At 58.4% G+C, this 24,415-nt stretch carries 18 protein-coding genes; 16 read left to right on the top strand and 2 right to left on the bottom strand.

The window, feature by feature from the left end:
- Positions 1 to 119 precede the first annotated feature (119 nt).
- The 12 genes from PKO02S_RS20555 (at position 120) to PKO02S_RS20500 (ending at position 16,349) form a co-directional block, all read left to right on the top strand.
- Positions 120 to 815, top strand: coding sequence for a cadherin-like beta sandwich domain-containing protein (locus tag PKO02S_RS20555; RefSeq protein ID WP_164821583.1), 696 nt, complete (start codon positions 120 to 122; stop codon positions 813 to 815).
- 331 nt (positions 816 to 1,146) lie between these two features.
- A complete protein-coding gene (locus PKO02S_RS20550; protein WP_127585721.1) occupies positions 1,147 to 2,172 on the top strand; it encodes a M14 family zinc carboxypeptidase in 1,026 nt (341 codons plus the stop codon).
- Between the two features lie 18 nt (positions 2,173 to 2,190).
- Positions 2,191 to 4,542 (top strand): helix-turn-helix domain-containing protein, encoded by a 2,352-nt coding sequence (locus tag PKO02S_RS20545; protein WP_127585720.1) that lies wholly within the window; start codon positions 2,191 to 2,193, stop codon positions 4,540 to 4,542.
- Positions 4,543 to 4,686: 144 nt separating this feature from the next.
- Complete coding sequence (locus PKO02S_RS20540; RefSeq protein WP_127585719.1) at positions 4,687 to 6,273, top strand: extracellular solute-binding protein; 1,587 nt, start codon at positions 4,687 to 4,689, stop codon at positions 6,271 to 6,273.
- Positions 6,274 to 6,314: 41 nt separating this feature from the next.
- Complete coding sequence (locus PKO02S_RS20535) at positions 6,315 to 7,292, top strand: ABC transporter permease (protein ID WP_127585718.1); 978 nt, start codon at positions 6,315 to 6,317, stop codon at positions 7,290 to 7,292.
- Positions 7,293 to 7,305: 13 nt separating this feature from the next.
- A complete protein-coding gene (locus tag PKO02S_RS20530; RefSeq protein WP_127585717.1) occupies positions 7,306 to 8,187 on the top strand; it encodes a carbohydrate ABC transporter permease in 882 nt (293 codons plus the stop codon).
- Positions 8,188 to 8,234: 47 nt separating this feature from the next.
- Positions 8,235 to 9,068, top strand: a complete 834-nt coding sequence (locus tag PKO02S_RS20525; RefSeq protein ID WP_127585716.1) for a sugar phosphate isomerase/epimerase family protein — start codon at positions 8,235 to 8,237, stop codon at positions 9,066 to 9,068.
- Between the two features lie 41 nt (positions 9,069 to 9,109).
- A complete protein-coding gene (locus PKO02S_RS20520) occupies positions 9,110 to 10,108 on the top strand; it encodes a Gfo/Idh/MocA family protein (protein ID WP_127585715.1) in 999 nt (332 codons plus the stop codon).
- A gap of 6 nt (positions 10,109 to 10,114) precedes the next feature.
- Positions 10,115 to 11,269 (top strand): GNAT family N-acetyltransferase, encoded by a 1,155-nt coding sequence (locus PKO02S_RS20515; protein ID WP_127585714.1) that lies wholly within the window; start codon positions 10,115 to 10,117, stop codon positions 11,267 to 11,269.
- An 18-nt stretch (positions 11,270 to 11,287) separates the two neighbouring features.
- Entirely contained in the window at positions 11,288 to 12,151 is an 864-nt protein-coding gene (locus PKO02S_RS20510; RefSeq protein WP_127585713.1) for a sugar phosphate isomerase/epimerase family protein, read from the top strand.
- Between the two features lie 37 nt (positions 12,152 to 12,188).
- A complete protein-coding gene (locus tag PKO02S_RS20505; protein ID WP_127585712.1) occupies positions 12,189 to 15,326 on the top strand; it encodes an alpha-mannosidase in 3,138 nt (1,045 codons plus the stop codon).
- 33 nt (positions 15,327 to 15,359) lie between these two features.
- Positions 15,360 to 16,349, top strand: coding sequence for an SGNH/GDSL hydrolase family protein (locus PKO02S_RS20500; RefSeq protein ID WP_127585711.1), 990 nt, complete (start codon positions 15,360 to 15,362; stop codon positions 16,347 to 16,349).
- 29 nt (positions 16,350 to 16,378) lie between these two features.
- On the opposite strand, the gene PKO02S_RS20495 is transcribed toward PKO02S_RS20500, so the two are convergent.
- Entirely contained in the window at positions 16,379 to 17,362 is a 984-nt protein-coding gene (locus PKO02S_RS20495) for a hypothetical protein (protein ID WP_127585710.1), read from the bottom strand.
- Positions 17,363 to 17,389: 27 nt separating this feature from the next.
- Positions 17,390 to 18,553, bottom strand: coding sequence for a hypothetical protein (locus tag PKO02S_RS20490; protein ID WP_127585709.1), 1,164 nt, complete (start codon positions 18,551 to 18,553; stop codon positions 17,390 to 17,392).
- Between the two features lie 346 nt (positions 18,554 to 18,899).
- Here PKO02S_RS20490 and PKO02S_RS20485 point away from each other — a divergent pair, with 346 nt between their 5' ends.
- From PKO02S_RS20485 to PKO02S_RS20470, 4 genes are read left to right on the top strand one after another with little or no spacing between them, the layout of a single operon-like run.
- Positions 18,900 to 20,129 carry a Gfo/Idh/MocA family protein gene (locus PKO02S_RS20485; RefSeq protein WP_127585708.1) on the top strand — a complete coding sequence of 410 codons (1,230 nt, stop codon included), beginning with the start codon at positions 18,900 to 18,902 and terminating at the stop codon, positions 20,127 to 20,129.
- Positions 20,126 to 22,144: an alpha/beta hydrolase family protein gene (locus PKO02S_RS20480; RefSeq protein WP_164821582.1), complete on the top strand. Its 2,019-nt coding sequence runs from the start codon at positions 20,126 to 20,128 to the stop codon at positions 22,142 to 22,144. The genes PKO02S_RS20485 and PKO02S_RS20480 overlap by 4 nt, the downstream gene beginning before the upstream one ends.
- Positions 22,141 to 23,316 (top strand): N-acetylglucosamine-6-phosphate deacetylase, encoded by a 1,176-nt coding sequence (locus PKO02S_RS20475; RefSeq protein ID WP_127585706.1) that lies wholly within the window; start codon positions 22,141 to 22,143, stop codon positions 23,314 to 23,316. The genes PKO02S_RS20480 and PKO02S_RS20475 overlap by 4 nt, the downstream gene beginning before the upstream one ends.
- A 39-nt stretch (positions 23,317 to 23,355) precedes the next feature.
- A complete protein-coding gene (locus PKO02S_RS20470; protein WP_127585705.1) occupies positions 23,356 to 24,333 on the top strand; it encodes an acetylxylan esterase in 978 nt (325 codons plus the stop codon).
- Positions 24,334 to 24,415 lie beyond the last annotated feature (82 nt).

Here is a 24,415-nt window from a genome sequence, read left to right as displayed (position 1 = left end):
TGAAACAAATTTCGCAATATTTCCCCCATTCCCTCCAACTATGAACTTAAGTACAGTACTCGAGAATCCAGCTTCCCGAGTTGTGTTCTTAGGTTCATAGATTGCCTGGCAATACCTTGGTGACAGAACTTTGGTACTTGCACATTAAGGCGGAGGATGCCGCCGGCAACACCGTGAACGCGCAGTCGAACCGCTTCCGACTGGACACATCGGCTGCGGAGCTGAGCGGATTGTCACTCTCGGCGGGTACGCTTAGTCCTGCTTTCGCGGGAAATACGGACAGCTATTCGGCTCGTGTGTCTCAAGACGTCTCCTTCATAACGGTCATGCCCGTTACCGCAGACACATCGGATTCGATAACGTTGAGCGCAAACGGCGACCCTTCGCAGACGGTTGCGAGCGGTACGTCGAGCGGGCAGCTGACGCTCCGCGAAGGAGCAAACACGATCTCGATTTCGGTCACCGCTCTGAACGGGACACAGAAATCGTATACCGTTATCGTGAACCGGGATGCCCAGTCGTCCGTCACTCAGATGCCGGCTGCCAATCTCCGTCATGCTGAAGCGGTTGCTGCAGCACGTGCAGTTTATCGATTAATTATAAGATGTTGCATGTCTCGAAGATCATCACATGACGGCAGCCGGTCCAAACGACCGGTTGCCGTTCCTTATGCTTATTTGAAGGGAAAGGGCGTGGGTGTTTCGTCAGGCCGAGCTCGGAGCGGACACAGATGCGCTTATTTGCCCTTTCGACCCCTCAAAACCTCACTTTTGGCCCCAATAACGCATCGTATGTCCGCTGACCCCGTAAAATAGTCATTTTGTTCACAAATAAGGGCCGTATGGTCCGCTTACTCGCCGCTGTTGGAGTCCCTAACCTGACAACATTGCCCCGCCCCCCCCCATCTCCCCACACTAGCCACCCATTTCACGATTCACAGGTATTAACAGAACCTCGGTTTGCTAAACTAAACGTGGAATCCTGGCACAATTCTGGAACTGCCGAGCTTCCTAGCCCCGCTAAATACACCTGCTCTCCCTCGACCGGAAGAAACGAACATCCATCGGAAGAACAGCACATGTTGCCTAAAGTCCGTTCGGGGTAGGATGGATATAGGCAACAAGGACGAGGAAGGGTGGAACCATAATGGCCGAACAGGCTGTAATTCCGGAGTTTTGGAAGACGACATTAGCGGATGTGGAAAGGCAAATACAGGGTGTACAGGCAGGCGAGACGACGATCGCCGGATATTCCGCGGGCGGACGGCCGATCTACCTGGCGACTTACGGCGAGAAGCAAGATTTCAAGAGGCAGGCGAATTACAGCTCGGCTTGCGGGGCCGGCGACGTGCGCTACTACGCGGACAAACGGGAAGACGCCAAACCGGTGCTGTACCTGCTCGGCGGGGTGCATGGCGGGGAGCTGGAAGGGGTTGCCGCCATTCTGAATTTGATCCAGGTGCTCGAGACGGGGAAGGATTATCGGGGCAAGGAGTGGAACTATCTCTATAATCATCGCGATCGCTTCCGGCTAATCCTCGTTCCCTGCGCCAACCCGGACGGCCGCGCCCGTGTGCCGGTCGATTCGCTGGTCGGGCTCGACTTCGACACGTTCCGTTACTACGTCCAGGGGACCTGGAAGGACGGGACGCTATGCGGATGGCCGCAATGCAAAAGCGTTCACCCGATCAAGGAGCATGTCGCTCATCTGGGCGGCTACTTCAACGACGACGGCGTCAATATCGCCTATGACCGGTTTTACGATCCGATGGCGAAGGAGACGAAGCTGTTGCTGGAGATCGCGGAACGGGAGGCGGCCGATTTTTGCCTTCACTTGCATGGCGGAGACAATTGCGTGAATCACATCCTTGACACCGCTTACATGCCGCGAAAAGTACGGCAAGAAACGGCACGTTTCGCGCGAAACGTGCGGGAGGCATGTTTGGCCCGCGGGCTCGAATACTTGGTGAATGAGCGCGAAGAGCGACCGGAGGACAGGGACCGTCCCACCGAGTTAACGTTCGACGCCGCCATGCACCATGTATGCGGAGGAATCAGCTGCACGTACGAGACGAACATGGGGCTCGATTTCGGACGGCTTCGGTGTACGCACGACGAGATTCTGGATCACCATCTGATCCTGTTCGATACTTTGTTTCGATTCTACGAATAAAACGGCGGTGGCTACAACATGAAGCGAAACATGAGTTTTTTTGCGGCGATGCTGCTGGCCTTGATCCTCGTCCTGCTGTTCCCGACGCTCCTGACGATCGCCTTGTACCAGAACATGCAGGGGATTCTCAAAGAGGACGTGAACCGGTCGAATACGGCCATGCTGAAACAAATTAGTATGATGATGGACAGCCGGCTGCGGGAAGTAGAGCAGCTGGCTGTTAAAGTTTCGTTCCGGCCCAAAATCGAGCTGCTGCTCGGCCGCTCACAGGCAATGGGCGCGCCGACCCCTTACGAGTACAAAGAGATCATGGACTCGTTAGCTCACTATTCGATGGCCAACGAGTTTATTGAACAGCAGTATGTGTATTTTCGCGAACAGGATACGGTTGTGACGCCGACGGTCAAAAGCGATGCCAGCGTCTTCTACAATAATTTCTATAAATACGAAGGGCTCACCGAACAGCAGTGGCGGGGATTTCTGCAAAGCAGCGGGCCCGAAGCGCTGTACTTGCCGGTGATGGCAGTCACCGAGAAGAACCGGCAGGATGTCCCGGAGCGCGTTATCACTTACATTCGGCCGATCCCGTACGGGGAGAGCGGTTCGTCGCAAGGGGCGTTTGTCGTTTTGATCCAGGAGAAGCGCATCCGGGAGCTGCTGGAAAACCTCACAGGAGCGCACCAAGCCAAAATATTTATCGCGGACAAGACGGGGCGGCTGCTGGCGGAGTCCAGCGGTGACGACCGGCTGGATAGTCTGAATTTCGACGAAGTGATGTTCCCTGGATCGGAGCAGCCGACAGTCGGCGAAGCTTCCTACATTTCCCGGATCAATGGGGAGGAGCTGACGGTTACGACGGTTGTCTCTCCGGAGACGGGCTGGCGGTATGTCTCTCTTGTGCCGAGGGCGACGTTGATGGAAACGGTGCACGGGGTGCAGTCGCTTGCGCTGACGCTGCTTGGCATCTGCCTGCTGCTCGGGATCGGCGGAGCGTACGTTCTGGCCAAGCGGCTGTACAGTCCGATCAACCAGCTGGTCGATTCCATCGTGAAACGCGAGGAGGGGACCGACCGGAGGCGGCGGAGCGAGTTCCTGCTGATCGAAGAGACGCTGTCGCATACTTGGCGCTCCCAGGAGGAGCTGCAGACGCTGCTGGATCTCCAGGCGCCGGCCATTCAAGCGAATTTCCTGAACCGGCTGCTTCGCGGGCTGGTCGATCCGAAGACGATGAATGCGGAATCGCTGCAATTCGTGGGCATCCGGTTCGTGTCCGACCAATTCGCGGTTATCGTAGTAGACGTGGATGATTTCCAGAAGTTTCCCGGCGAGGACGACGAACGGCAATGGGCGATGGTCCGATTCGTCGTGACCAATGTCAGCCAAGAGCTGTTCGGGGCGCGGCACCATGTCTACGTGGTCGAGACGGATCGGAGCCGACTCGTGCTGCTCGTGAATTTGAACACCGGTGACTCGGCGGAGCATTCGGTTCAGTTGGAGGCGGCGATCGAGAATCTGAAGGTGTTTGTCGATCGCAAGTTCGGCATCGCGGCGAGCATCGGCGTCAGCAACGTCAAGCATGGGTTCCCCGAGATCCGCACCTGTCTGAACGAAGCGATGGCGGCTGTCGATTACCGGATTGTCAAAGGGAAAAATCGAGTGACGCATTATCGCGAAATCGACCAGGCTCAAGCCCGCTACTATTACCCGCTCGACGTGGAGCTGCAGCTGACCAACGCGATCCGGGCCGGCGACTATGAACAGGCCGAGCATTTGCTGAACCACGTGGACGAGATGAATTTCAAGTCGCGGCAAATTTCGCTCGAGATGGGCCGGCTGCTGTATTTTAATATGATGAGCACTTTGATCCAAATATGGAACGATGCGTCGGATCGGATACGTTCCGCGTTCAAGCACGATTTCGACCCGCTCGCCGAACTGTCGAGCTGCTCGACGCTGGGCGAGATGCAGGAGAAAATCCGCGACATTTATCGAAAAATATGCGAAGGCGTGGAATCTACCCAGCAGGACCCCGGGACGGTGCTTGCGGATCGCATCGGCGCCTATATCGAGGAGCGGTACGCGGACAATTCGCTTAGCCTGATCTCCATCGCCGATCACTTCCGGCTGACGCCGCAGTATGTGTCCGGCTTTTTCAAGAAGTACAAAGGCATTAATCTCGCCGATTATTTGGCACGGGTGCGCATCGAGCATGCGAAGCGGCTGCTGCACGATGAAGCGCTAAGCCTGAACCGGATCGCGGAGTCGGTCGGATACGCCAAGGATGCCGGCTTGATCCGCGTCTTCAAGAAGTACGTCGGCGTCACGCCGGGCAAATATCGCGAGCATCTTAAGAATGAAGAAAGGTCATGAACGAATGCCCATCGGAATATGAAGTTCAGCGCACGGAACGGAAGCTTGGAGTATAGGCACGGAGGAATGGCTGAGGCATGATGAAGTCGGGGAAACGCGGGAGCGTACCTCGTATCCTATCCAATCTTGAGGAGGATTCAGAGAATGAAAGGGACGTTCATCAAAAAGAAGTGGGTGAGGGCAACGGTTGCATTGCCGCTCATCGGGGCTCTCGTAGGCTGCAGCTCGGACGGGGGGTCTGGCAGCTCGCCGTCTCCGTCGCAGGCGCCGCAGTCGTCGCAGACGGCAGCTCCGGTCGAAAAGATCGACAAGCTGAAATACTGGGTGTATCTGAACAGCAATTCGGCGGCATCGATCAAAAACCTCAGCGAACACGGCGCCTACAAGAAAAAGCAAGAAAAAACAGGGGTAGTCGCCGAGTTCATTCATCCGCAGAGCGACGAGGCGTTCAACCTGATGATGGCGTCCAAGGATTTGCCGGACATCATCGAAGCGGGATGGATCAGCTTGCCCGGCGGACCGGAGAAGTATATCAAGGACGGCAAAATCATTCGGCTTAATGAATACATCGATAAGTATGCGCCGAATCTCTCCAAGCTGCTGAAAGAAAATCCGGAGATGAAGAAGATAATCAGCACGGACAGCGGCGCGATTTACTCCTTCCCGTTCTATCGCGGGGACCCGTTCCTGCTGACGTTCATGGGCATCGCCATGCGCCAGGACTGGCTGAACAACCTGGGTCTCAAGACGCCTGAAACGATCGATGAATGGTACACGGTGCTGAAAGCGTTTAAGAACGGCGACCCGAACAAAAACGGCAAGGCGGACGAAGTGCCGCTGTACTACAAGTGGGATCAGCTCGGCTTCCAATCGGCCTGGGGCATCCTGAACGAATTTTACCAGGAAAACGGCAAAGTCAAATACGGCATGCTGGAGCCGCAGTTCAAAGAGTACATCGCCACGCTGAACAAGTGGTACAAGGAAGGACTCATCGATCCCGACTACGCCACGATGGACACGAAGCTGCGTGACGCCAAGCTGACCGGCGACCAGCTCGGCGCGCATGTACAATACACGGTCGGCCGTTATAACGCGCTGATGGAGGGCAAACATCCTACGTTCGAGATGAAAGCGGCTCCTTACCCGGTGATGACCAAAGGCACGAAGCCGATCATCGGGCAGAAGGATCCCGCCTTTACAGGCAACGGTGCCGCTATCACGACGTCGGCGAAGAACATTCCGGCCCTCGTGCAATGGATGGACTTCAACTACGGTCCGGAAGGCAATATGCTGTTCAACTTCGGCATCGAAGGCGAAACGTACAAGATGGAGAACAACTATCCGAAGTTCATTCCGGAAGCGCTCAATGACAATAACTTGATGGGACGGATGACGCTTTCTTCTGCCTACGGTCCGTTCGTGCAGGACAAACGCTGGATGGAGCAGAAGTCGGCGACGTCCAGAAACGGCAGACATTCGCTCGATGTATGGATGAACGCGGATAACCAGAAGCATCTTCCGCGCTTGACGCCGACTCCGGAGGAAAGCTCCGAATATGCGGCGATCATGAACGACATCAAGACGTTCACCAAAGAAATGCTGGACAAGTTCGTCATGGGCATAGAGCCGATGGACAAATTCGACAACTTCGTCAAAACGCTGAAAAATATGGGCATCGATCGCGCGATCGCGATTCAGCAAGCGGCTCTACAGCGTTATAACGCGAGATAACACCGGACGGACGAAATTTCATACAAGGAACGGAGACAACCATGCGACTGCCGAATCAATGGAGGAGCAGCGCAACGGGACAGGCGGAGGGCGGCGACGTCGTCCTCCCGCCATACGGGGTGCGGCTGCTGCGGGATTTGCGACGGAACCGATTTGTTTATATGATGGCCCTTCCCGTCGTTGCTTATTACATTATTTTCCATTACGTCCCTATTTATGGATTGCAAATCGCTTTCCGAGACTATAGTCCGAGTGTAGGGTTTCTACTTAGCCCATTTGTTGGCTTCAAACATTTTTTAGCCTTCTTTGACAGCTACTATTTTTGGCGGCTCATCAAAAACACGCTACTTATCAATGTTTATGAGCTGATCTTCGGCTTCCCGATGCCGATTTTGTTCGCCTTGCTATTGAATGAAATTCGCTTGAATCTGTTCAAGCGGCTTGTGCAGACGATCTCGTATTTGCCCCACTTCATCTCGGTGGTCATCATCGCCGGCATGATTACGGACTTCACGACGCGCGACGGGCTGATCAATCAACTGATCGTGATGTTCGGCGGCGATGCGATTCCGTACCTCCAGAAGCCCGAATGGTTCAAGACGATTTATGTCGGCTCCGGCATTTGGCAGGGGCTCGGCTGGTCGGCGATTATTTACTTGGCTGCGATTGCGAATATCGATCCGACGCTGTATGAAGCCGCCAAGGTCGACGGTGCGGGCCGCTTGAAGATGGCGCTGCATATTACGCTGCCCGGCATTTTGCCGATCGTGATCATCATGCTGATCTTGAACTTCGGTTCCATGATGAGCGTCGGTCACGAAAAAATTATTTTGCTGTACAATCCGCTCACCTACTCGAGTGCCGACGTCATCTCGACCTACGTCTACCGCAAGGGCATTCTGGAGTCGAGCTACAGCTTCAGCACGGCGGTCTCGCTGTTCAACTCCGTCATCAACTTCACGCTGCTCGTCCTGGCCAACAAGATCAGCCGACGCGTGTCGGAGACGAGCTTATGGTAAGGGGGCAGGCACGATGAAAACCCGTCGCAGCATCGGTGAACTCTCATTCGATGCGCTCAATGTGTTGTTTATGCTGTTGATTATGGCTTCCACGTTATACCCGTTTATATACATCGCTTTTGCATCGGTCAGCGATGCCGTCGAGCTGACGAAGCATCGGGGACTTATGTTTGGCCCATTGGGATTTTCGCTCGACGCTTACAAGGCGGTATTTGCCAACGAACGTATCTTAACCGGCTATCAGAATACGATCTTTTATGTGGTTGTCGGCACCCTGTTTAATCTGTTCATGACCAGTCTGGGCGCCTATGTGCTGTCCCGCCGGAATTTGATGCTCAAGAATCCGCTGATGCTGATGATCACGATCACGATGTTTTTCGGCGGCGGCCTGATCCCGATGTTCCTGTTGATCAACGACCTCGGGCTCTACAATACCCGTTGGGCGCTCATTATCCCGGGTGCAATCAGCACTTGGAATCTTATCGTCATGCGAACTTCGTTCCTGGGCGTTCCGCAGAGTCTCGAGGAATCGGCGAGAATCGACGGCGCGACCGACTTTACGATCCTGTTCCGCGTGATCATCCCGTTATCGTTGCCGGTTATGGCGGTCATGTCGCTGTTCTACGCCGTCGGCCACTGGAACTCGTACTTCGGGGCGTTGATTTACTTGACGGATGCGAAGCTATTCCCGCTCCAGCTCGTCCTGAGGGAAGTGCTGCTCACGAACAGCATGGAAGAGATGCTGACCGGGATCAGCCAGACCGATCGGTACCAGGTTGCCTTGACGATCAAATACGCGACGGTCATGGTAGCGACTTTGCCGATCTTGCTCTTATATCCGTTTTTGCAAAAATATTTCGTAAAAGGCGTATTGGTCGGCTCGCTGAAAGAGTAGATGGCTTGGTTGCAAGCGCCTGTCGGTTGACGGAAGGAGATTGCTGCTTGTTAAAATCTATCAATCATTGGTCATTCCCAAAGGCGATGCCGTTGGAGGATGTGTTCGAGCACGCCCAAAAAGCGGGATACGACGCGATCGAGCTGAATCTCGGCGCTGAAGGGGCGATCGGCCCCAATCTGGCGTCGACGGCAGTCGAGCTGAGGGAGATCCGGCGGCTAGCCGATACGTACGGCTTGAAGCTCCGCAGCCTTTCCTGCGGCCTGATGTGGGACAACTCCTTGTCGGCGGTACAGCCGGAGGTCCGCGAGCGGGGATACGCCATCGTGGTCAAGCAACTGGAAACGGCGAGCGAGCTTGGGGCGGATACGATTCTGACGGTACCCGGCTATTGCCTGGACGAGTCGACCTCGTACGATTCGCTGGAGGAGCGCAGCGAGGCGCAGCTGGAGCGGCTGCTGCCGATCGCCGAGCGGCATGCGGTTACGATCGCGCTGGAGAACGTGTGGAACAAGTTTCTGCTATCGCCGACGGAGATGGCGCGATTTATCGATGCATTCGATTCTCCTTGGCTCGGCGTTTATTTCGATGTAGGCAATGTGATGCCGTATGGACATCCCGATCAGTGGATTCGCATCCTGGGGAATCGCATCCGGAAGGTGCACGTGAAGGATTTCCGCCGCGCCGTCGGCAACGGCAGCGGCTTCGTCCCGCTGCTGTCCGGCGACGTGCCCTGGAAGGCGGTCATGCGGGCGCTTCGGGAAATCGGTTACGCCGATACGCTGACCGCTGAGATCGGCGCCTACCAGGCTTACCCGGTTCAGGCGGTCTACGATACGTCGCGTCATCTGGACGTGCTGATCGAGGACGAGCCTCGCTAGAGAAGGTGCTGCGATGATAATCGAAGGGGAGGAAGACCGAAATGAGTGTTCGCATCGCTTTTGTCGGTGTTGGGGGGATTGCCCAGACGCATCTGAAAGCATTACACGCCAACCCGGACGCGGAGCTTGTCGCAGCCTGCGACGTCAGATTGGACCGCGCCGAAGCGGCTGCCGGGCAGTACGGCATGGTCGCTTATTCGGACGTCGACCGGATGCTGGAGCAGGAGAAGCCGGACGCGTTATTCCTGTGCGTGCCGCCGTTCGCCCATAGCGATCTGGAGGAGAAGGCCGCTCGGCGCGGCGTCCATCTGTTCGTAGAGAAACCGCTCGGCCTGGATATGTCGGCGATCCGCGCCAAAGCTTCTGTCATCCGCGAAGCCGGCATCCTGGCAGCGGCGGGCTATTGCCTGCGCTATCTGGATTTGGCGCAGCAAGCGAAGGAATATTTGCGCGGGAAATCGATCGCGATGGTCCGGGCGCAATACATGTGCGGCTTCGCGGAGACGCCTTGGTGGCGGGAGCTGTCGCTGTCCGGCGGTCAGCTCGTGGAGCAAGCCACGCATACGGTCGACATGACGCGTTATTTGGCCGGCGACATCGAGTCCGTCTATGCCCGAATGGGGTTCGGGCAGCTGGAGGACAAACCCGGGGCGACGATCGCCTCCGTCACGACCGTAAGCGTCGGATACGCCTCCGGCGCCATCGGATGCATCGACACGACTTGCATCCAGCCGGACTGGCGGTCCGGCGTGGAGATCATCGGCCGGGATTACAGGCTGACACTCTCCGGCCGTACGCTGACGATACTGGAAGGCACGGAGACGCAGACGTTCCAGAGCGAGACAGCCAGCTACTTCCAAGTGCAGGACGATGCCTTCGTTCAGGCGGTGCGCTCCGGCGATTGGAGCGGGATCCGCTCCACGTACGACGATGCCTTGGAGACAGCCGAGGTGACGCTAGCGGCACACGAATCCGCAGTCAGCGGACAACCCGTGTCGATCGCGGGTTCCCGTCTTGGCTCGCCGGAGCTAAGGAGGTAAGGCGATATGGACGTACGTCAAATAGGGTCCGCCGAACGCGACGAAGCGATTCGGCTCGTCAACGAAGTGTTCCGCGAGCCGGACGAGCGGACGATGGAGGTGGCGTTCGCCCGGTCGTTCTCGATGGAGCTCGGCCAGTCGTTCGGCGCCTTCGAAGAGGGCAAGCTGGTCGCTTTTATCGGCCTCGTGCCTGTCCGGATCCGGATCGGCGCCGCTTCGCTCTCTGCCTTCATGCTGGGGCAAGTGTGTACGCACCCGGATTTCCAAGGCCGGGGTTATGCCAACGCGACGATGGAAGCGGCGATCTCGCACGCGAAGCGCTCGGGAGGTTCGGTGCTGTTAGTCTCCGGCGCCCGAGGGCTCTACGAGCGGCATCGCTGTTTGCGCTTCGGCGGCTCCCAGACGGTCAAGGTCGAAGCGGAGCACGCGGAACGGTTGCGGACGGCAACCGATGGCCTTCCTGCCTTATCGATTCGCGTCGCCGATTCGTCCGACTGGTTCCGCCTGCACGAGCTGGATCGGAGGATGCCCGTAGGCTTCGAGCGCAGCCTCTGGGATTTAGCGGATTTGATCGCTTCCGAAGCGCAGGCGAGCTGCAAGAAGATGCGCAATCAAGTCTATATCGCCGAGAGCGGCGGCCAAATAGCGGCATATGCGGTGTTCGCCGTGCCCCGCAGCGGGCAGCAGACCGGCTCGCAAGGCTCTCCGCTGGCGCTGGTCGATTGGGCGGGGGAGAGCGCCGGCGCGGCCGCATTGATCGCCTATGCGCTTGATCGGCACGGGGCTGATGCTTGCACGGTGCGTCTCCCATGGCAGGAGACGGAGCTGGCGTGGAGATTGGCAGAGACGGGCTGTACGGTCGAGCACGTCCGGATGTCGGGCACGCTGCGGATACTCGACGCCCAGCGCGTCGCTATAGAGCTCGCCCCGTATATGCGGGATGAGGGCTTCGAGCCGCTCATACCGGATGGCGAGTACGCGGACTGGAGCGTCGATGTGCGGGTAGGAGCCGATCGGTTTACCCTCAGCTCCCAGCAATGGATTGAGTGGCTGTTCGCCCCGGAAGACGCAGAGCTCGATCTCGTGCTGACCGCATTGAACGAGCGCCGTCGACGCTGTCCGGTGCCGCTTCCGATGCCGGGCGGATTGAATTATGTATAAACGGGAGATGACGTTCGTATGAAGTTCGGGGTGACCACGTACAGCCTGGCCCGGGCGATCCGCGAAGGGAAGCTGGACGTGTTCGGCGCGATCGACTGGATCGCGGAGCAGGGTGCCTCCCATGTCGAGATCGCGCCGGGCAATTACATCGATATGGAGCTCCCGGAGATGCCGGAGCGGATACGGGAGTATGCTTTGGGGAAAGGGCTGCCTATATCCAATTATGCGGTAGGCGGACAATTTCTCGAGGCTAGCGACGGGAGCCGGGAGGCGGCGATCGAGCAAGCGCTGCGAGAGGTCGATGTCGCGCGCCGGCTAGGTACGACTCGCATGCGCCACGACGCGGCCTGGCGGCCAAGGGAGGAGACGACGCCCGCCTATTTCGAGCGGGATTTGGAGGCGATCGCAGACGCTTGCCGGACGATCGCCGATTATGCGGCCCCCTATGGGATTACGACGAGTGTCGAGAATCACGGCTTCCATCTGCAGTCGAGCGAGCGGGCGCTTCGGCTGATCCATGAGGTCGATCGGCCGAACTTCCGATTGACGATGGATGTCGGCAACTTCATGTGCGCGGACGAATCATCCGTTCCCGCCGTCAGGCGCTGCTTGGCGCAAGCCTCGATGATCCATCTGAAAGATTTTTATTGGCGTTCGGCCGGACGTTTGCCGGGAAAAGGGTGGTTCCAGACGCGGACCGGCGATTATTTGCGCGGCGCGATCGTCGGCAACGGCGATATCGATATGATCGAGGTGCTGCGGCTTGTTAAGCATAGCGGTTACGACGGCTGGATTTCCATCGAATTCGAAGGCGCTGAGGACATCTTTATGGGCACGGCGTATGGCCTGGAGAATGCAAGAAGACTATGGGAATCCGTATAAGGCTTGCGGTATGAGGAGTAGGAAAGGGGACTTGTACATGCTGTGGACCGTCGAAAAGCTGGATGCCCGCATCCGGGAGCTTGCGGAATTCCGCTATCGGGAGCCGTCTCATCTGCCGAAGCTGAGATGGAAGCTGGACGAGAGCGGCGAGGTCGGCGCTTACCCTAGCGAGGACGGAGATTGGAACGAGATTGCTATCGGGGACCGTTGGCAAGGCCGGGACGTATACTACTGGCTGGCCGCTGATGTGCTCGTCCCTCCAGAGTGGGCGGGCCGCAAAGTGCTGGCCCGCTTCGATCTGGGCTCAACGGGCGGAGGCAACAACAGCGGCTTCGAATCGCTGCTGTTCCTGAACGGCAAGCCTTATCAGGGCGTGGATCAAAATCACGACGAGGTGTTCTTGCCGGAACAGGCTGCGGGTACAACGCTCTCCATGCGGCTGAGGCTATGGTCGGGACTCGGCGGGTATACCCCCGGGCGCATCATGGAGCATCAGCTTGCGCGCGCGGAGCTGACCTGGCTGGATGAGTCGACGGACGATCTGTACTATACCGCCAGGGTCACGCTTGAGACCGTCAAGCAGCTTGGGGAGAATACGCCGGAACGGCATCTGTTGCTAAGCGCGCTGGACCGTACGTTCCTGCTGCTCGACTGGAGCCGTCCGGGCTCGGACGGCTTCTATACATCCGTGATCGCCGCCCGCGATATGCTGCGGATCGAGCTGGAGCGGCTGCCCAACCATCACCCGGTTACGGTTCAGGGGATTGGGCATACGCACATCGACATCGCTTGGTTGTGGCGGCTTCGCCATGCCCGGGAGAAAGCCGCGCGGTCGTTCTCGACGGTGCTGCGGCTGATGGAGCTTGATGCGGATTACGTTTTCCTGCAGACGACGCCTCAGCTGTATGCGTATCTCAAGGAGGATTATCCCGAGATTTACGCTCAAATCCAAGAACGGATCCGCGAAGGCCGCTGGGAAGCCGGTGGCGCGATGTGGGTGGAGGCGGATTGCATCCTGCCGAGCGGGGAATCGCTGGTTCGCCAGCTTCTGTACGGCACCCGGTTTTTCCGCGAGGAGTTCGGGGTGGAATGCCGGTACTTGTGGCTGCCCGACGTCTTCGGCTATAGCTGGGCGCTCCCGCAAATCTTGAAGAAGTCCGGTATCGAGACGTTTATGACGACGAAAATGAGCTGGAATCAAACCAATCGCATGCCGCACGACACGTTTATGTGGCGGGGAATCGACGGCACGGAGATCATGACGCATTTGATCGAGACGCCCAATCCCCGCGTGACTCCCGGCACCGTCCATGACATCTGGAACGGTTATAAGGATAAGGCCTGGAACGCCGAGCTGCTGTATCCATACGGGTATGGCGACGGAGGCGGGGGCGTCAACCGTGAAATGCTGGAAATGCGGCGCAGGCTCGCGGATATGCCCGGTCTTCCTCGAGTTACAAGCGGGCGGGTGGACGATTATTTCGACCGGCTGCTGAGGCGATTGCAGGAAACGGACCGGTATGTTCATAAGTGGGACGGGGAGCTGTACCTGGAAACGCATCGCGGCACCTATACGAGCCAAGCATATACCAAGCGGATCAATCGGAAGCTGGAGCTGAGGCTGCGGGAAGCCGAGCTTCTCGGCGTGCTGGCGTCGCTGAGGCGTGAGGACGTAACGCTGTACCGGCGCGAGGAGCTTGAGACGAGCTGGACGATCGTGCTGCGCAACCAGTTCCACGATATCATTCCCGGTTCGTCGATCCGGGAGGTATACGCGGACAGCCGCGAGGAATACTCGGAGGCGGCGGCCCTGGTGGAAGGAGCTTGGAAAGCAGCGGCGGGGGCGCTAGTCGAGGACAGTCCTGCTTTGCAGACGCACGCGATCACCGTGTTTAACAATGCTGGGTGGAATCGGCAGGATCTTCTTCATCTCTCGGCCGTGGACGGGATTCCGATAGCGACCGCTGAGGGATTATGGAGGGACGGCGCGGGCAAAGCGCTCGAGTCGCAGCAGGCGCGAGACGGCGGTTGGATCATCGCGATTCCCGGTGCACCGTCACTGGGATACCTCAGCTTGTATTTCAGTCCGACGGATATTAGTACGACTGACTCAAATGAGATCCCCTTCCAGTACGATCAGGACCGCCGGTACATCCGGACGCCTTATTATGAGCTGTTGTGGAACGAAGCCGGTCAATGGACACGGGTATACGACCGGATCGCGGGCCGCGACGTGTTGGCTGCAGGTGCGCGAGGCAACGTGCTTCAGGTGTTCGAGGATAAGCCGAAGGGCCGTCATGAGGCGTGGGATATCGATCTTTTTTATCAGGAAAAACAACGGGAAGTGACGGATATGCTGAAGGTTGAGCTTGTCGAGCTCGGCCCGCTGCGTATCGTTTTGCATTTTTCGTGGCGGTATATGGATTCGACGATCGATCAGGACTTGATCTTGTACCGGGATAGCCGCCGAATTGATCTCGATACGCGGGTCGATTGGCACGAGCAGCGACAGCTGCTAAAGGCTGCGTTCCCGGTAGCTGTCCGCTCTACGGAAGCGACCTACGACATCCAGTTCGGCAATTTGAAGCGGCCCACCCACTGGAATACGAGCTGGGATTACGCCCGATTCGAGTCGGTCGGTCACCAATGGGCGGACTTATCGGAGCACGGCTATGGCGTAAGTCTGCTGAACGATTGCAAGTACGGCTACGATATCCGCGAGGACGTCCTGCGGTTGACGCTGATCAAATCGGCTCTGGTACCGGATGCGACCGCTGACCAAGGCTTCCACGAATTCCGGTATGCCTTGCTCCCGCATGAGCAGGATTGGGTATCGGGCGATACGGTACGGGAGGCGTGGTCGCTGAACAACCCGTTAACATGGACTACTGGAGCTGCAGCGGAGTCCGTATTTTCTTTTCTGCAGATCGGCGGTTATCCTCACATTCTCGTCGACGCTGTCAAACTAGCCGAGGATTCCGACGCCATTGTCATCCGACTGCACGAATACGCAGGGGGGAGGGGCATGGTTTGCTTGAAGGCGGCTCTACCGAGCTGCACCTGGCAGTCATGCGACTTGATGGAGCGGCCTTCCGGCCCTGTCGTGCAAGAAGAGGAGCTTTCGTTCGCAATCGCACCTTATGAGCTAAGGACGTTTCTAATGCGGCGGGGTTAGGCTGTGATTAATGAGAGAGGATGAGGAGTAGATATGAGAAGAATTCCGATCGAACAAGCTTTTTTCAAAGGCGCCGTATCCGTGGAAAGTAAAGATGGGGGAATGAAGCCGTGGAGAATTCCGTACGAACAGCTTGCGCTGTTTCCTCCTAACGGATTGGGAGGACATGCCGCAGCCGCCGCGGGAGTCCGGTTGGCCTTCCTCAGCGACACGCGGACGGTTCATGTGCATTTCGCCCCGTCGGAGCAGCCTTTGGTACTGGATTGCGTCATTGCCGACAAGCTCATCGCGACGGTAACCGTGCCGGCCGGCGACAAATCCGCCGTGTTCGCGGATTTGCCGGCGGGGGGCAAGGAGATCCAGATTTATTTGCCGCAGCGCAGTCCGATTCTGGTATACCGCTTGGAGATCGAGGAGGGCGCCTCCTTCTCGGAGGCAGCTCCTTCCTCGCGTCCCAAGTGGGTTACGTACGGCAGCTCCATTACCCAATGCTCCATGGCCGCCAGTCCTGCGCAAACTTGGCCGGCTCTGGTCGCCCGGGAACGAGGCTGGGATTTGACCTGTCTGGGCTATAACGGCAACTGTCATCTGGAGCCGATGGTCGCCCGCTTGATCCGCGATCAGGAAGCCGACTTCATCTCGCTCTGTCTCGGGATCAACGTAATGGGCCAGCAAAGCCTGAACATCCGTACTTTCCGCGCCTCGGTCATCGGTCTGGTTTCGATCATTCGCGAGAAACATCCGACGATCCCGATTGCCGTCATCTCGCCCATCTATTCGCCCGACCGTGAACAGCAGGAGCTTGCCGTCGGTCTGAACCTGGTCCAGATGCGATCGGAGCTCGTGGAGGCTGTCGAAGCGCTCCGTTCCTGCGGAGACCGGAACCTGCACTATGTGAACGGTCTTGAGGTGCTGGGTGAAGCCGGACTGCCTTATATGCCGGATCGACTGCATCCGAATGCTGAAGGCTACCGGATCATGGCGCGGGGTATGCTGGAGCAGTTCGCCAGGCTTCCTGTATAGCCCTCGAGGCAAGCGGATGCGACGGCGTACTAAGTTGAAATCTCAACCCTGCACTGGCGGGTTATGCCGGTGTCCGGATCGCGATCCCATACCACGGTGGAGCCGAAGAAATTCGTGCCGCCGTCGTCCAATGTGCCGTCCGCGTAGACGGTCACCTGCGCAGGAGTATATCGGCATTGCGTGTTCGCTTTAAGCGCAGGGCTAAAAGGCGAGTTGGCGATAGCCCCGTAGTTGTTGGGCGCAGCGGAGGTCAGGATCCGGATGGAAATTCCGAGCTCGGCCAAGTATATACTTGCGGTAACGGTCGTAAGCTTCGTCCCGTCGGTCGCTTGCAGGTTGACAGGGCCGTACGCGAGGCCGGTTTGCTCATCCACCCATGCCGGAGCCGTACCGGTATATTCGCCTGGGGTTCCCGTGTTCGTGAGCGATACGGTATTGGTGACGAGCCCGTCGCTGAAACCCATCGATGTCGCTATGTAAGTGGGGTCATTAAAGGTAATCGTGAACAGTTGTCCCGAGACTAAGGGAGTGACGCTGGCAATGGATACATCGGTGGCCTCGATCAAGAGATAAGGAAGCCTGGAACCGGCTGTCGAGGTCGACGTGCCATATGGATTCGGCAGCGGATCCGTGATGGCCGTTAGCACTTGCCCGTTGTATCTGCGCACCGTAATGCTTGAATCGGCGCCGAATATGGTGGTGGACGTCGACGCGCATGGGGATAAGAAGTAAGTATTCCCAGCGATCAAAGGCGCCGGCGCACTCAGCGTAAACACGTTGGTCCCCACGACGGTCGTCACGAGATTGGACTCGCCGCCAAGCAGATTCCCTGGAGCCGTTGTCGGTCTGTCATACAGGCCGAGCTTCACTTGATGACCGGCAGCCGTGAAATTCAACGTGATCGTGGTGGCATGCCCGGTTTGAGAAGCGGTGAATTGCCAGCCGGCTACGCGTCTTTGAGCGCCTGTACCGACGGTCGTATCATTTATCGTGTTCTGAAACAGCACAATCACCTGAAGCACCTCCGCTTTCGCAGCTTTTTATATGCCAACCGGCATGGAGAACGTGTATACGCCTGCGTCGTTATAGTAATGAAGGTATTTTCCATTGAAATTGGTGAATCGGGATTGCCAGAACGGGAAGGTCAAGTGAGTCGGCGATTCCACACGGATCGGCAACTCGTACAGCTCGGTGCTTGTCGCCGGCGTGGCGGCATCGCTGATCTGAAGCCTCGCGGCACTTCCGACTTGGAAGAACGTATCGCTTCGTGAAAATCCTTGGGTGGGCGGAGGGTTGTCCAGGTAGTCCTGCACATTGAGCCAACGCCAGCGATTGGACGAGGTGGACTCCAGAAATCGTACGCTCGTTCCAATGGAAACATTGGTGTTCTGATTGACGGATATTTCGCTGTAAGCGGTGCCAGCCTTTTGCAAGCCGGTTAAGACCGTCCCGTCAAAGGTGTCGAACGTTCCCGAAAACGCGTTGATCGTCTGCAGCGTCCACAAGTCGTCATTGGTCGGATGCTGACAGGGCCTAGTCGGGCTGGCCGCCGGCGATCCGTTCTTCAAGTAGCCTACATCCAGCGTCGGGACGAACGGATTGGCGTTTACGAACGCATGCACATAAAAGCTATTTTCCCTTGCGGCTGTTGAGGTTCCTCCGGGGCCGCCGACGAAGAGCGGGGTAATGCGCAGCGATTTCCATTGCGCCGTAGGCGCGGTCCCGATGGCATACCCTCTTGCGAGAGACGAGAGGTAGATTCTGGTGTTTTCGGGCAGATTGGAGCCGTAATCCCATGCGAACGCTTTCCCGTTGACGCCGGTGCATTTCATATAACGAAAGCCGGAATCATCGTAAATTTTCCAAGGGTCCGGGTGAAACGTTTGTCCCTCGAAGGTCCACAGCTTCTTGCTGTAACCATCCGTGTGCGTAACGACTTGCGTGCCCACGCTATGCTGATAGAGGTAGCCTTGTCCGAATCCGAACGTAATTTGCTGGGCCGGGCCGGTGCCGAAATTAAACCCCGGGCTGCCGGTGATCCGGAGCGACGCAATGGAGCCGTTCGTGTAGCTCACATCCGTGTTCAACTCAACCCCGCCGGACGTGTAGGATTGATGAGGCCGATTCCCGTCGGGATAAAGGCTGGTAGAAAAAGGTGATCTTCCATCGCTGCACTGGATGATATCAACAGCTGACCTGGACATTGTAAAGCCCCCAATCCATTGGTATTGTCGCCGCAAATGTAAACGGTTGCGGTCCTCCGTACGAATTCCCTTCCTTTCTTGTAGTGATGACTTCTCCCAACGAAATAAGGTCGAAGTTTGTTTTCATCATATCGCGGGCGGTTTGGTCCAGATATGGTCTATCCTTAAGAACGATTTTCGGTTCTTCAGCGAACGTCGCCAGGCATAACGATGGGCTATCGATCTGAACATCTTCGTATATCGAAGCGACCGGCTCCGGTGTTAGGATACGGATACGCGCCCGGGCAATCGCGCCTATTTGTGGCGCTATTCGTGGTGCGTTCCAACGCCTCGGAGGGGGGGACCTATGAAAACTTACGCAATCGCAGGAACGGGAGTACGCGCCAGGTACATGTTCGCAAAGCCTATCGTCCAGGATTGGCGCGAAACTTCGGCGCTAGTCGGTCTTTACGACGCGAATCGCATTCGCGCGGAACGGCTCGCCGAGGAATGCGGGGGCATTCCCGTGTATGACTCGTTCGCGGAGATGTTGGCCGACTCCAAGCCTGATGTGGTCATTGTCGCCACGACGGACAGTACGCACCATCTTTATATTATCGATGCGCTGCTGGCCGGCTGCGACGTCATCTCGGAGAAGCCGATGACGATCGACGGCGAGAAATGCCGGGCGATTCTCGAGGCGGAGCGGGCGAGCGGCCGCAAGGTGATCGTCACCTTCAACGCCCGCTATAACCCGTACGTAACGCGTATTAAGGAACTGCTCACGGAAGGGGCGATCGGGGAACCGACTCATGTGCTTTTCGAGTGGAATCTGGATACATCCCATGGCGCGGATTATTACCGCAGATGGCATCGCCGGATGGAGAACAGCGGCGGGCTGCTCGTGCACAAGTCGACGCATCACTTCGATATGGTGAACTGGTGGCTCGGTCAAGATCCACTGGAAGTGTACGCGTATGGCGACCGGCTTTTCTACGGGGCTACTCGCGAGGAACGGGGCGAACGGTGCCAGGGGTGCGCTCACGCGGTCGGCTGCGAGTTTTATCTCGATTTGTCGGCCGATCCGGTGCTCCGGGCGTATTACTTGGAGGCGGAGCATCGGGACGGCTACATCCGCGACGGCTGCGTGTTCGACGAGTCGATTACGATCTACGACACGATGTCCTTGAACGTCCGGTATGAAGGACGCAAGACGATGAACTATTCGCTTGTCTCCTATAGCCCGTTCGAGGGCTGGCGGGCGGTGTTCCACGGCACGAAGGGCCGGATGACGGCGGAGGTGTTCACGAGCGGTCCCCGATCGGACGAGCCGGAACAGACGATTGAGCTCCATCTGCATAGCGGAGAGACGCTGGTCGAGCGGGTGCCCAAGCGATCGGGCGGGCACGGCGGAAGCGATCTGCTCCTGCAGCGGCGACTATTCGGCCCCGCGATGCCCGATCCTCTCGGCCACGAGGCGGATTCCATGGCGGGGGCGTTGTCGTTATGTGTCGGCGCAGCGGCCAACCGCTCGATCGCCGAAGGCCGCCCGATCCGCATCCGGGAGCTGCTGGAGGGCGGTGGAGAGAGCGAATGACCCTATACAAGCTTAGGGATCTCGAGCACTATCGTCTGCGTCTGTATAATGTCAGGGATCAGCTGAAACGGCATGTTTACGAGCGGTCCAGAGAAGCTTTTGATCGGGGCGAGGCACAGCTTGGCCGGATTAAGACTTGTGAGCAGCTTGCCGAACGACAAGCCTGCATTCGCAGCACGTTTCTGCGTAGTATTGGCGGGCTGCCGGAGCGAGTGGAGCCGCTGCTCGGCGAGACGGTCGGCAGCGTGGAGCTGGGCTTCTGCCGCATTGAACGCGTCCGCTTCACGTCCAGACCGGGCGTCTGGGTGACTGCCAACTTGTACTTGCCTTCAGGGGGCGGTCCTCACCCGGCCGTCTTGTTCGTATGCGGCCATCATGACGAGGCGAAGCTCGATCCCGAATATCAGTCGGTTTGCCAGACGCTGGCGGCGGCCGGACTCGCCGTGTTGGCCGTTGATCCGCTAGGGCAAGGAGAGCGCTCCCAGTACATCGACCCGGTCGGCGGCTATTTAGTTGGCCGCGGGGTGGGCGAGCACGATCATGCCGGCGCATGCTGTCTTCCGCTCGGGGACAGTCTTGCGCGGTATTTCCTGACCGACAACATGCGAGCGGTCGATTATTTGTGCAGTAGGCCGGAGATCGATGCGAGCCGGATCGGGGTGACGGGTAATTCGGGCGGCGGTACGCAGACGAGCATGCTGATGATGGCCGATTCGCGTATCGCCGCCGCTGCTCCCGGCACGTTCATCACGAGCCGAGGAGCGTTTCTGTACGCGGATCGCTGCCAGGATGCGGAGCAGATTTGGCCGGGCTTCAGCGCGGCGGGATTGGACCACGCCGATATTTTGCTGGCAATGGCGCCCAAGCCGGTGCTTGTGCTCGCGGCCGCATTCGATTTCTTCCCCATCGAGGGGACGATGGACACGGTTAGCCGAGTCCGCAGGCTGTGGGAGCTGCACGAGGCGGGGGATCGGCTGGAGCTGTTCGTGGACGACGCTATCCATGCGTACACGCAACGAATGGCGCGGGAAGCGGCTCGTTTTTTTGCGAAGCATCTCGCCGGGGCTGCTCCTTGGGAGGTTGATGCTGCGATCGCATCGGAGCGGATCGAACCGTTCGAGCGATCGTTGCTGTTATGCACGGCAGGTGGACAAGTGCTGCTGGATAAGGAGCTGGTGTGCAGAGGAGCCCAATCTGTTCATGACATCATAAGGGAGAGGTTGGGCTCCTTGGAGGAAGAACGCGGGTTACGGCTGACGTCGATCGGGCAGGAGCAGCTTCGTGGGGAATCGATCGACTGGCTTCGGGACCGCGTGTACCGAGACCGCAAGCCGTGCGAGCTGAATCCGCGCCTGAATATGCTGACGGGCAGCACCGGCGAGTGGTCGGTCTACAATGCGGCATGGTGGGCGCAGGAAGGAGTGCTCGGCCATGCGATGGTTCTCCGGCCGCTTGACTCGGAGGGGCAGGAGATACCCGCCACGATCGCTGTATGGAATGAGGGGACCAGGGATTTGCAGCGGCACCGGGAGTGGCTGCGGCGCACCTGCGGGCAAGGCCGGGCCGCTATCGTGCTCGATGTGAGCGGGGTAGGGGCACTGAATCCTTATCCGATTCAAGATAAAGATCCGCTCGATTTTTATGAGATTATCCATAAGCTTGCCTGCGACTTGTACTGGCTGGACGACAGTCTGGCGGCGATGCGCGTCTTCGATGTGCTGCGGGCGGCGGAAGCGATTGGTCGATTGCCCGGCATTCGGTCCTCGGACTTGAGGCTTTACGGATCGGGCACCTACGGATTGTACGCCTGTTTGGCGGCCGTGCTGGAACCGAAGCTGAAATTTCGCTGGGAGGATCCGATGCTGTCGTTTTCCGATTGGGTGAAGGATCCCGGTTACGACTCGAGGGACATCCACAGCTTGATCGTGCCGGGCATTCTGACGCAGTTGGATTTGCCGATGCTCTCGTACGAAGCCGCCGGAGATGATGAACTGGAGGAGGAGACAGCGAAATGAGTGAAGCAATTGAGCGGGTTGGCAGGCATTGGCTTCACGGGAGAACCATTCGTGTGAAGATGGCTGACGGCCTGGTCGAAGCCCTTGAACAACTAGAGTCTGCGGGGGCGGAGAAGCAACGATGGATTGCGCCGGCGCTGATCGATCTCCAGTTGAACGGCGTTGGCGGGGTTGATTTTAATGAAACGGAGACGACCCCGCAACGAATCGCGGAGGCGGTCCGATATTTGTACGCGCGAGGGGTCGTCCGTTTTTGTCCGACGGTCATCACGTCGGATCGGAGCGGCATGCTCCGGTGCATCCGCACGATCGCGGAGGCATGCGATGCTTATCCGGAGGTTGCATACGCCGTCCTGGGCATACACGTCGAAGGCCCGTACATCTCCGGCGAGACGGGACCGCGTGGCGCGCATCCGCTTGAGCATGTCCGCGACCCGGATGCGCAGGAGTATCTCGAGTGGCGGGAAGCCTCGGGCGGCCGCGTCCGTATGGTGACGGTAGCCCCCGAACGGACAGGAGCGGCTGACTTCATCCGGCGACTCGTGCGCGAGGGCGTTGTAGCGGCGATCGGACATACCGGCGCGACGGACGAGCAACTGCAGGCAGCTGCGGACGCAGGCGCCACGATGTCGACGCATCTGGGCAACGGCTCCCATCCCGTGCTTCCGCGCCATCCGAATTACATCTGGAGCCAACTGGCGGAGGATCGCCTCTATGCGGGCCTGGTCGGCGACGGCCATCATCTGCCTCCCGCCGTCTTGAAATCCATGATCCGAGCCAAGGGGGCCAAAGCGGTCATCGTCAGCGACGCGACGCATTACGAAGGGTTCGCGCCGGGACGGTACATGAAGCGGGGACGATATGAAGTGCTGCTGCAGCCGGACGGTCGGCTGGTGATGGCGGATCAACCCCAAATATTCGCCGGAGCGGCGACCGCGCTGAACCGCTGCGTGGAGAACGTCGCCCGGTTCGGCATCTGCTCGCTTGGCGAGGCGATCGAGATGGCATCGCTCCGTCCCGCGGAAGTGCTTGGTTTGGCTGAGGCTGGCATTGGTTCGCTGCGCCCCGGTTCGCCCGCCGATCTGATCGTGTACGAAGCCGGCGAGGACGGGCGAATGGAGATCGTCGAGACGATCGCCGGCGGACGGAGCGTTTTCACGAAAATCGGATAGCTCTGTGAATGGGATATTTAAGGAGAGGAACTGAAGCAGATGAACGCAGTAGCAAGACGCAAACGGGACTTGGACCAGCTTGGGCCGGCCCTGACGATGGAGCCGGAGAGGATCGACGCTTTCTGGGAGCCGAAGATTCGGTTGGCCAAGGAGAAGCCGCTGCATGTTTGCCGAGAGCCGCAGCCCTCGGTTTTCCCGACGGTGAGGACGGAGAAGTTGATATATGAAGGCTTGGACGGGACGCCTATTCACGCCTGGTTCATGGTGCCTGCGGCAGTAATCGGCAATAAGGGGACCCCTCTGCCGTGCGTCGTCAAATTCCCGGGCTACGCAGGCGACCGCGGGCTGGAGGAGCGATATGCCGTATGGCTGCTGCTCGGGTATGCCGTCTTGGCCGTTGACGCGCGTGGGCAGCTGGGGGAGACGGGTAACCGGATGGAGCAGGAGCACGGCTGGACGCGAGGCTGGGTCTCGATGGGGGTGCTGGACAAGGAGTGCAGCTATTACATGGCGCTCGCTACGGATGTAATCCGAGCGATGGAGGTGGCCGCTTGTCAGCCGGAGGTCGATGCGAGCCGGATTGCGGCGATTGGCGCCAGTCAAGGCGGAGGGATCGCGCTGCTCGCCGGGGCGCTGAGCGATAAGGTGGCGGTAGTGGCGGCCGACATTCCGAATATGTGCCGCTTGGATTACGGGGTGATGCATTCCACGGGCTCCGTGTCGGAGCTCGCCCCTCTGGTGAAGCGTTACCCGGATCGGCTGGACGCGGTGCTCGATACGCTGGCCCACTTCGACATTGTGAACCTCGCCCATCGGTTCAAGGCTCCGGTGCTGATGTCGGTCGGTTGGAAGGATCCGGTATGTCCGCCAGAGATGGTCTACGCCGCCTACAATCGGCTGGAGGTGGAGAAGTGCATCTACGACTATCCGTTCTCCGGGCATGAAGTCGGGGAGGAGCACGCGCGCAAGGTGATTCAGTTCTTGCAGAGGCACTTGGAGCCAATCGCTGCACACTAGTGCGCGATGTAGGGTAAACTTGGTCTACTTGGTCGTCTACTTAGAGGGTGCAGCCCCGGTAGTATCGGTTTTTCAGGAGCGG

Source organism: Paenibacillus koleovorans NBRC 103111, assembly GCF_004000845.1.
Lineage (GTDB): Bacteria > Bacillota > Bacilli > Paenibacillales > NBRC-103111 > Paenibacillus_AA > Paenibacillus_AA koleovorans.
The sequence above is the reverse complement of the archived record's forward strand: the minus strand, read 5'-3'. Positions and strand labels throughout refer to the sequence as shown.

Excerpts from the sequence above, each read along its gene's own strand:
- PKO02S_RS20550 (WP_127585721.1), top strand. The coding sequence starts at position 1,147 with ATGGCCGAACAGGCTGTAATTCCGGAGTTTTGGAAGACGACATTAGCG.
- PKO02S_RS20545 (WP_127585720.1), top strand. The coding sequence starts at position 2,191 with ATGAAGCGAAACATGAGTTTTTTTGCGGCGATGCTGCTGGCCTTGATC.
- PKO02S_RS20540 (WP_127585719.1), top strand. The coding sequence starts at position 4,687 with ATGAAAGGGACGTTCATCAAAAAGAAGTGGGTGAGGGCAACGGTTGCA.
- PKO02S_RS20535 (WP_127585718.1), top strand. The coding sequence starts at position 6,315 with ATGCGACTGCCGAATCAATGGAGGAGCAGCGCAACGGGACAGGCGGAG.
- PKO02S_RS20530 (WP_127585717.1), top strand. The coding sequence starts at position 7,306 with ATGAAAACCCGTCGCAGCATCGGTGAACTCTCATTCGATGCGCTCAAT.
- PKO02S_RS20520 (WP_127585715.1), top strand. The coding sequence starts at position 9,110 with ATGAGTGTTCGCATCGCTTTTGTCGGTGTTGGGGGGATTGCCCAGACG.
- PKO02S_RS20515 (WP_127585714.1), top strand. The coding sequence starts at position 10,115 with ATGGACGTACGTCAAATAGGGTCCGCCGAACGCGACGAAGCGATTCGG.
- PKO02S_RS20510 (WP_127585713.1), top strand. The coding sequence starts at position 11,288 with ATGAAGTTCGGGGTGACCACGTACAGCCTGGCCCGGGCGATCCGCGAA.
- PKO02S_RS20505 (WP_127585712.1), top strand. The coding sequence starts at position 12,189 with ATGCTGTGGACCGTCGAAAAGCTGGATGCCCGCATCCGGGAGCTTGCG.
- PKO02S_RS20500 (WP_127585711.1), top strand. The coding sequence starts at position 15,360 with ATGAGAAGAATTCCGATCGAACAAGCTTTTTTCAAAGGCGCCGTATCC.
- PKO02S_RS20490 (WP_127585709.1), bottom strand. The coding sequence starts at position 18,553 with ATGTCCAGGTCAGCTGTTGATATCATCCAGTGCAGCGATGGAAGATCA.
- PKO02S_RS20485 (WP_127585708.1), top strand. The coding sequence starts at position 18,900 with ATGAAAACTTACGCAATCGCAGGAACGGGAGTACGCGCCAGGTACATG.
- PKO02S_RS20480 (WP_164821582.1), top strand. The coding sequence starts at position 20,126 with ATGACCCTATACAAGCTTAGGGATCTCGAGCACTATCGTCTGCGTCTG.
- PKO02S_RS20475 (WP_127585706.1), top strand. The coding sequence starts at position 22,141 with ATGAGTGAAGCAATTGAGCGGGTTGGCAGGCATTGGCTTCACGGGAGA.
- PKO02S_RS20470 (WP_127585705.1), top strand. The coding sequence starts at position 23,356 with ATGAACGCAGTAGCAAGACGCAAACGGGACTTGGACCAGCTTGGGCCG.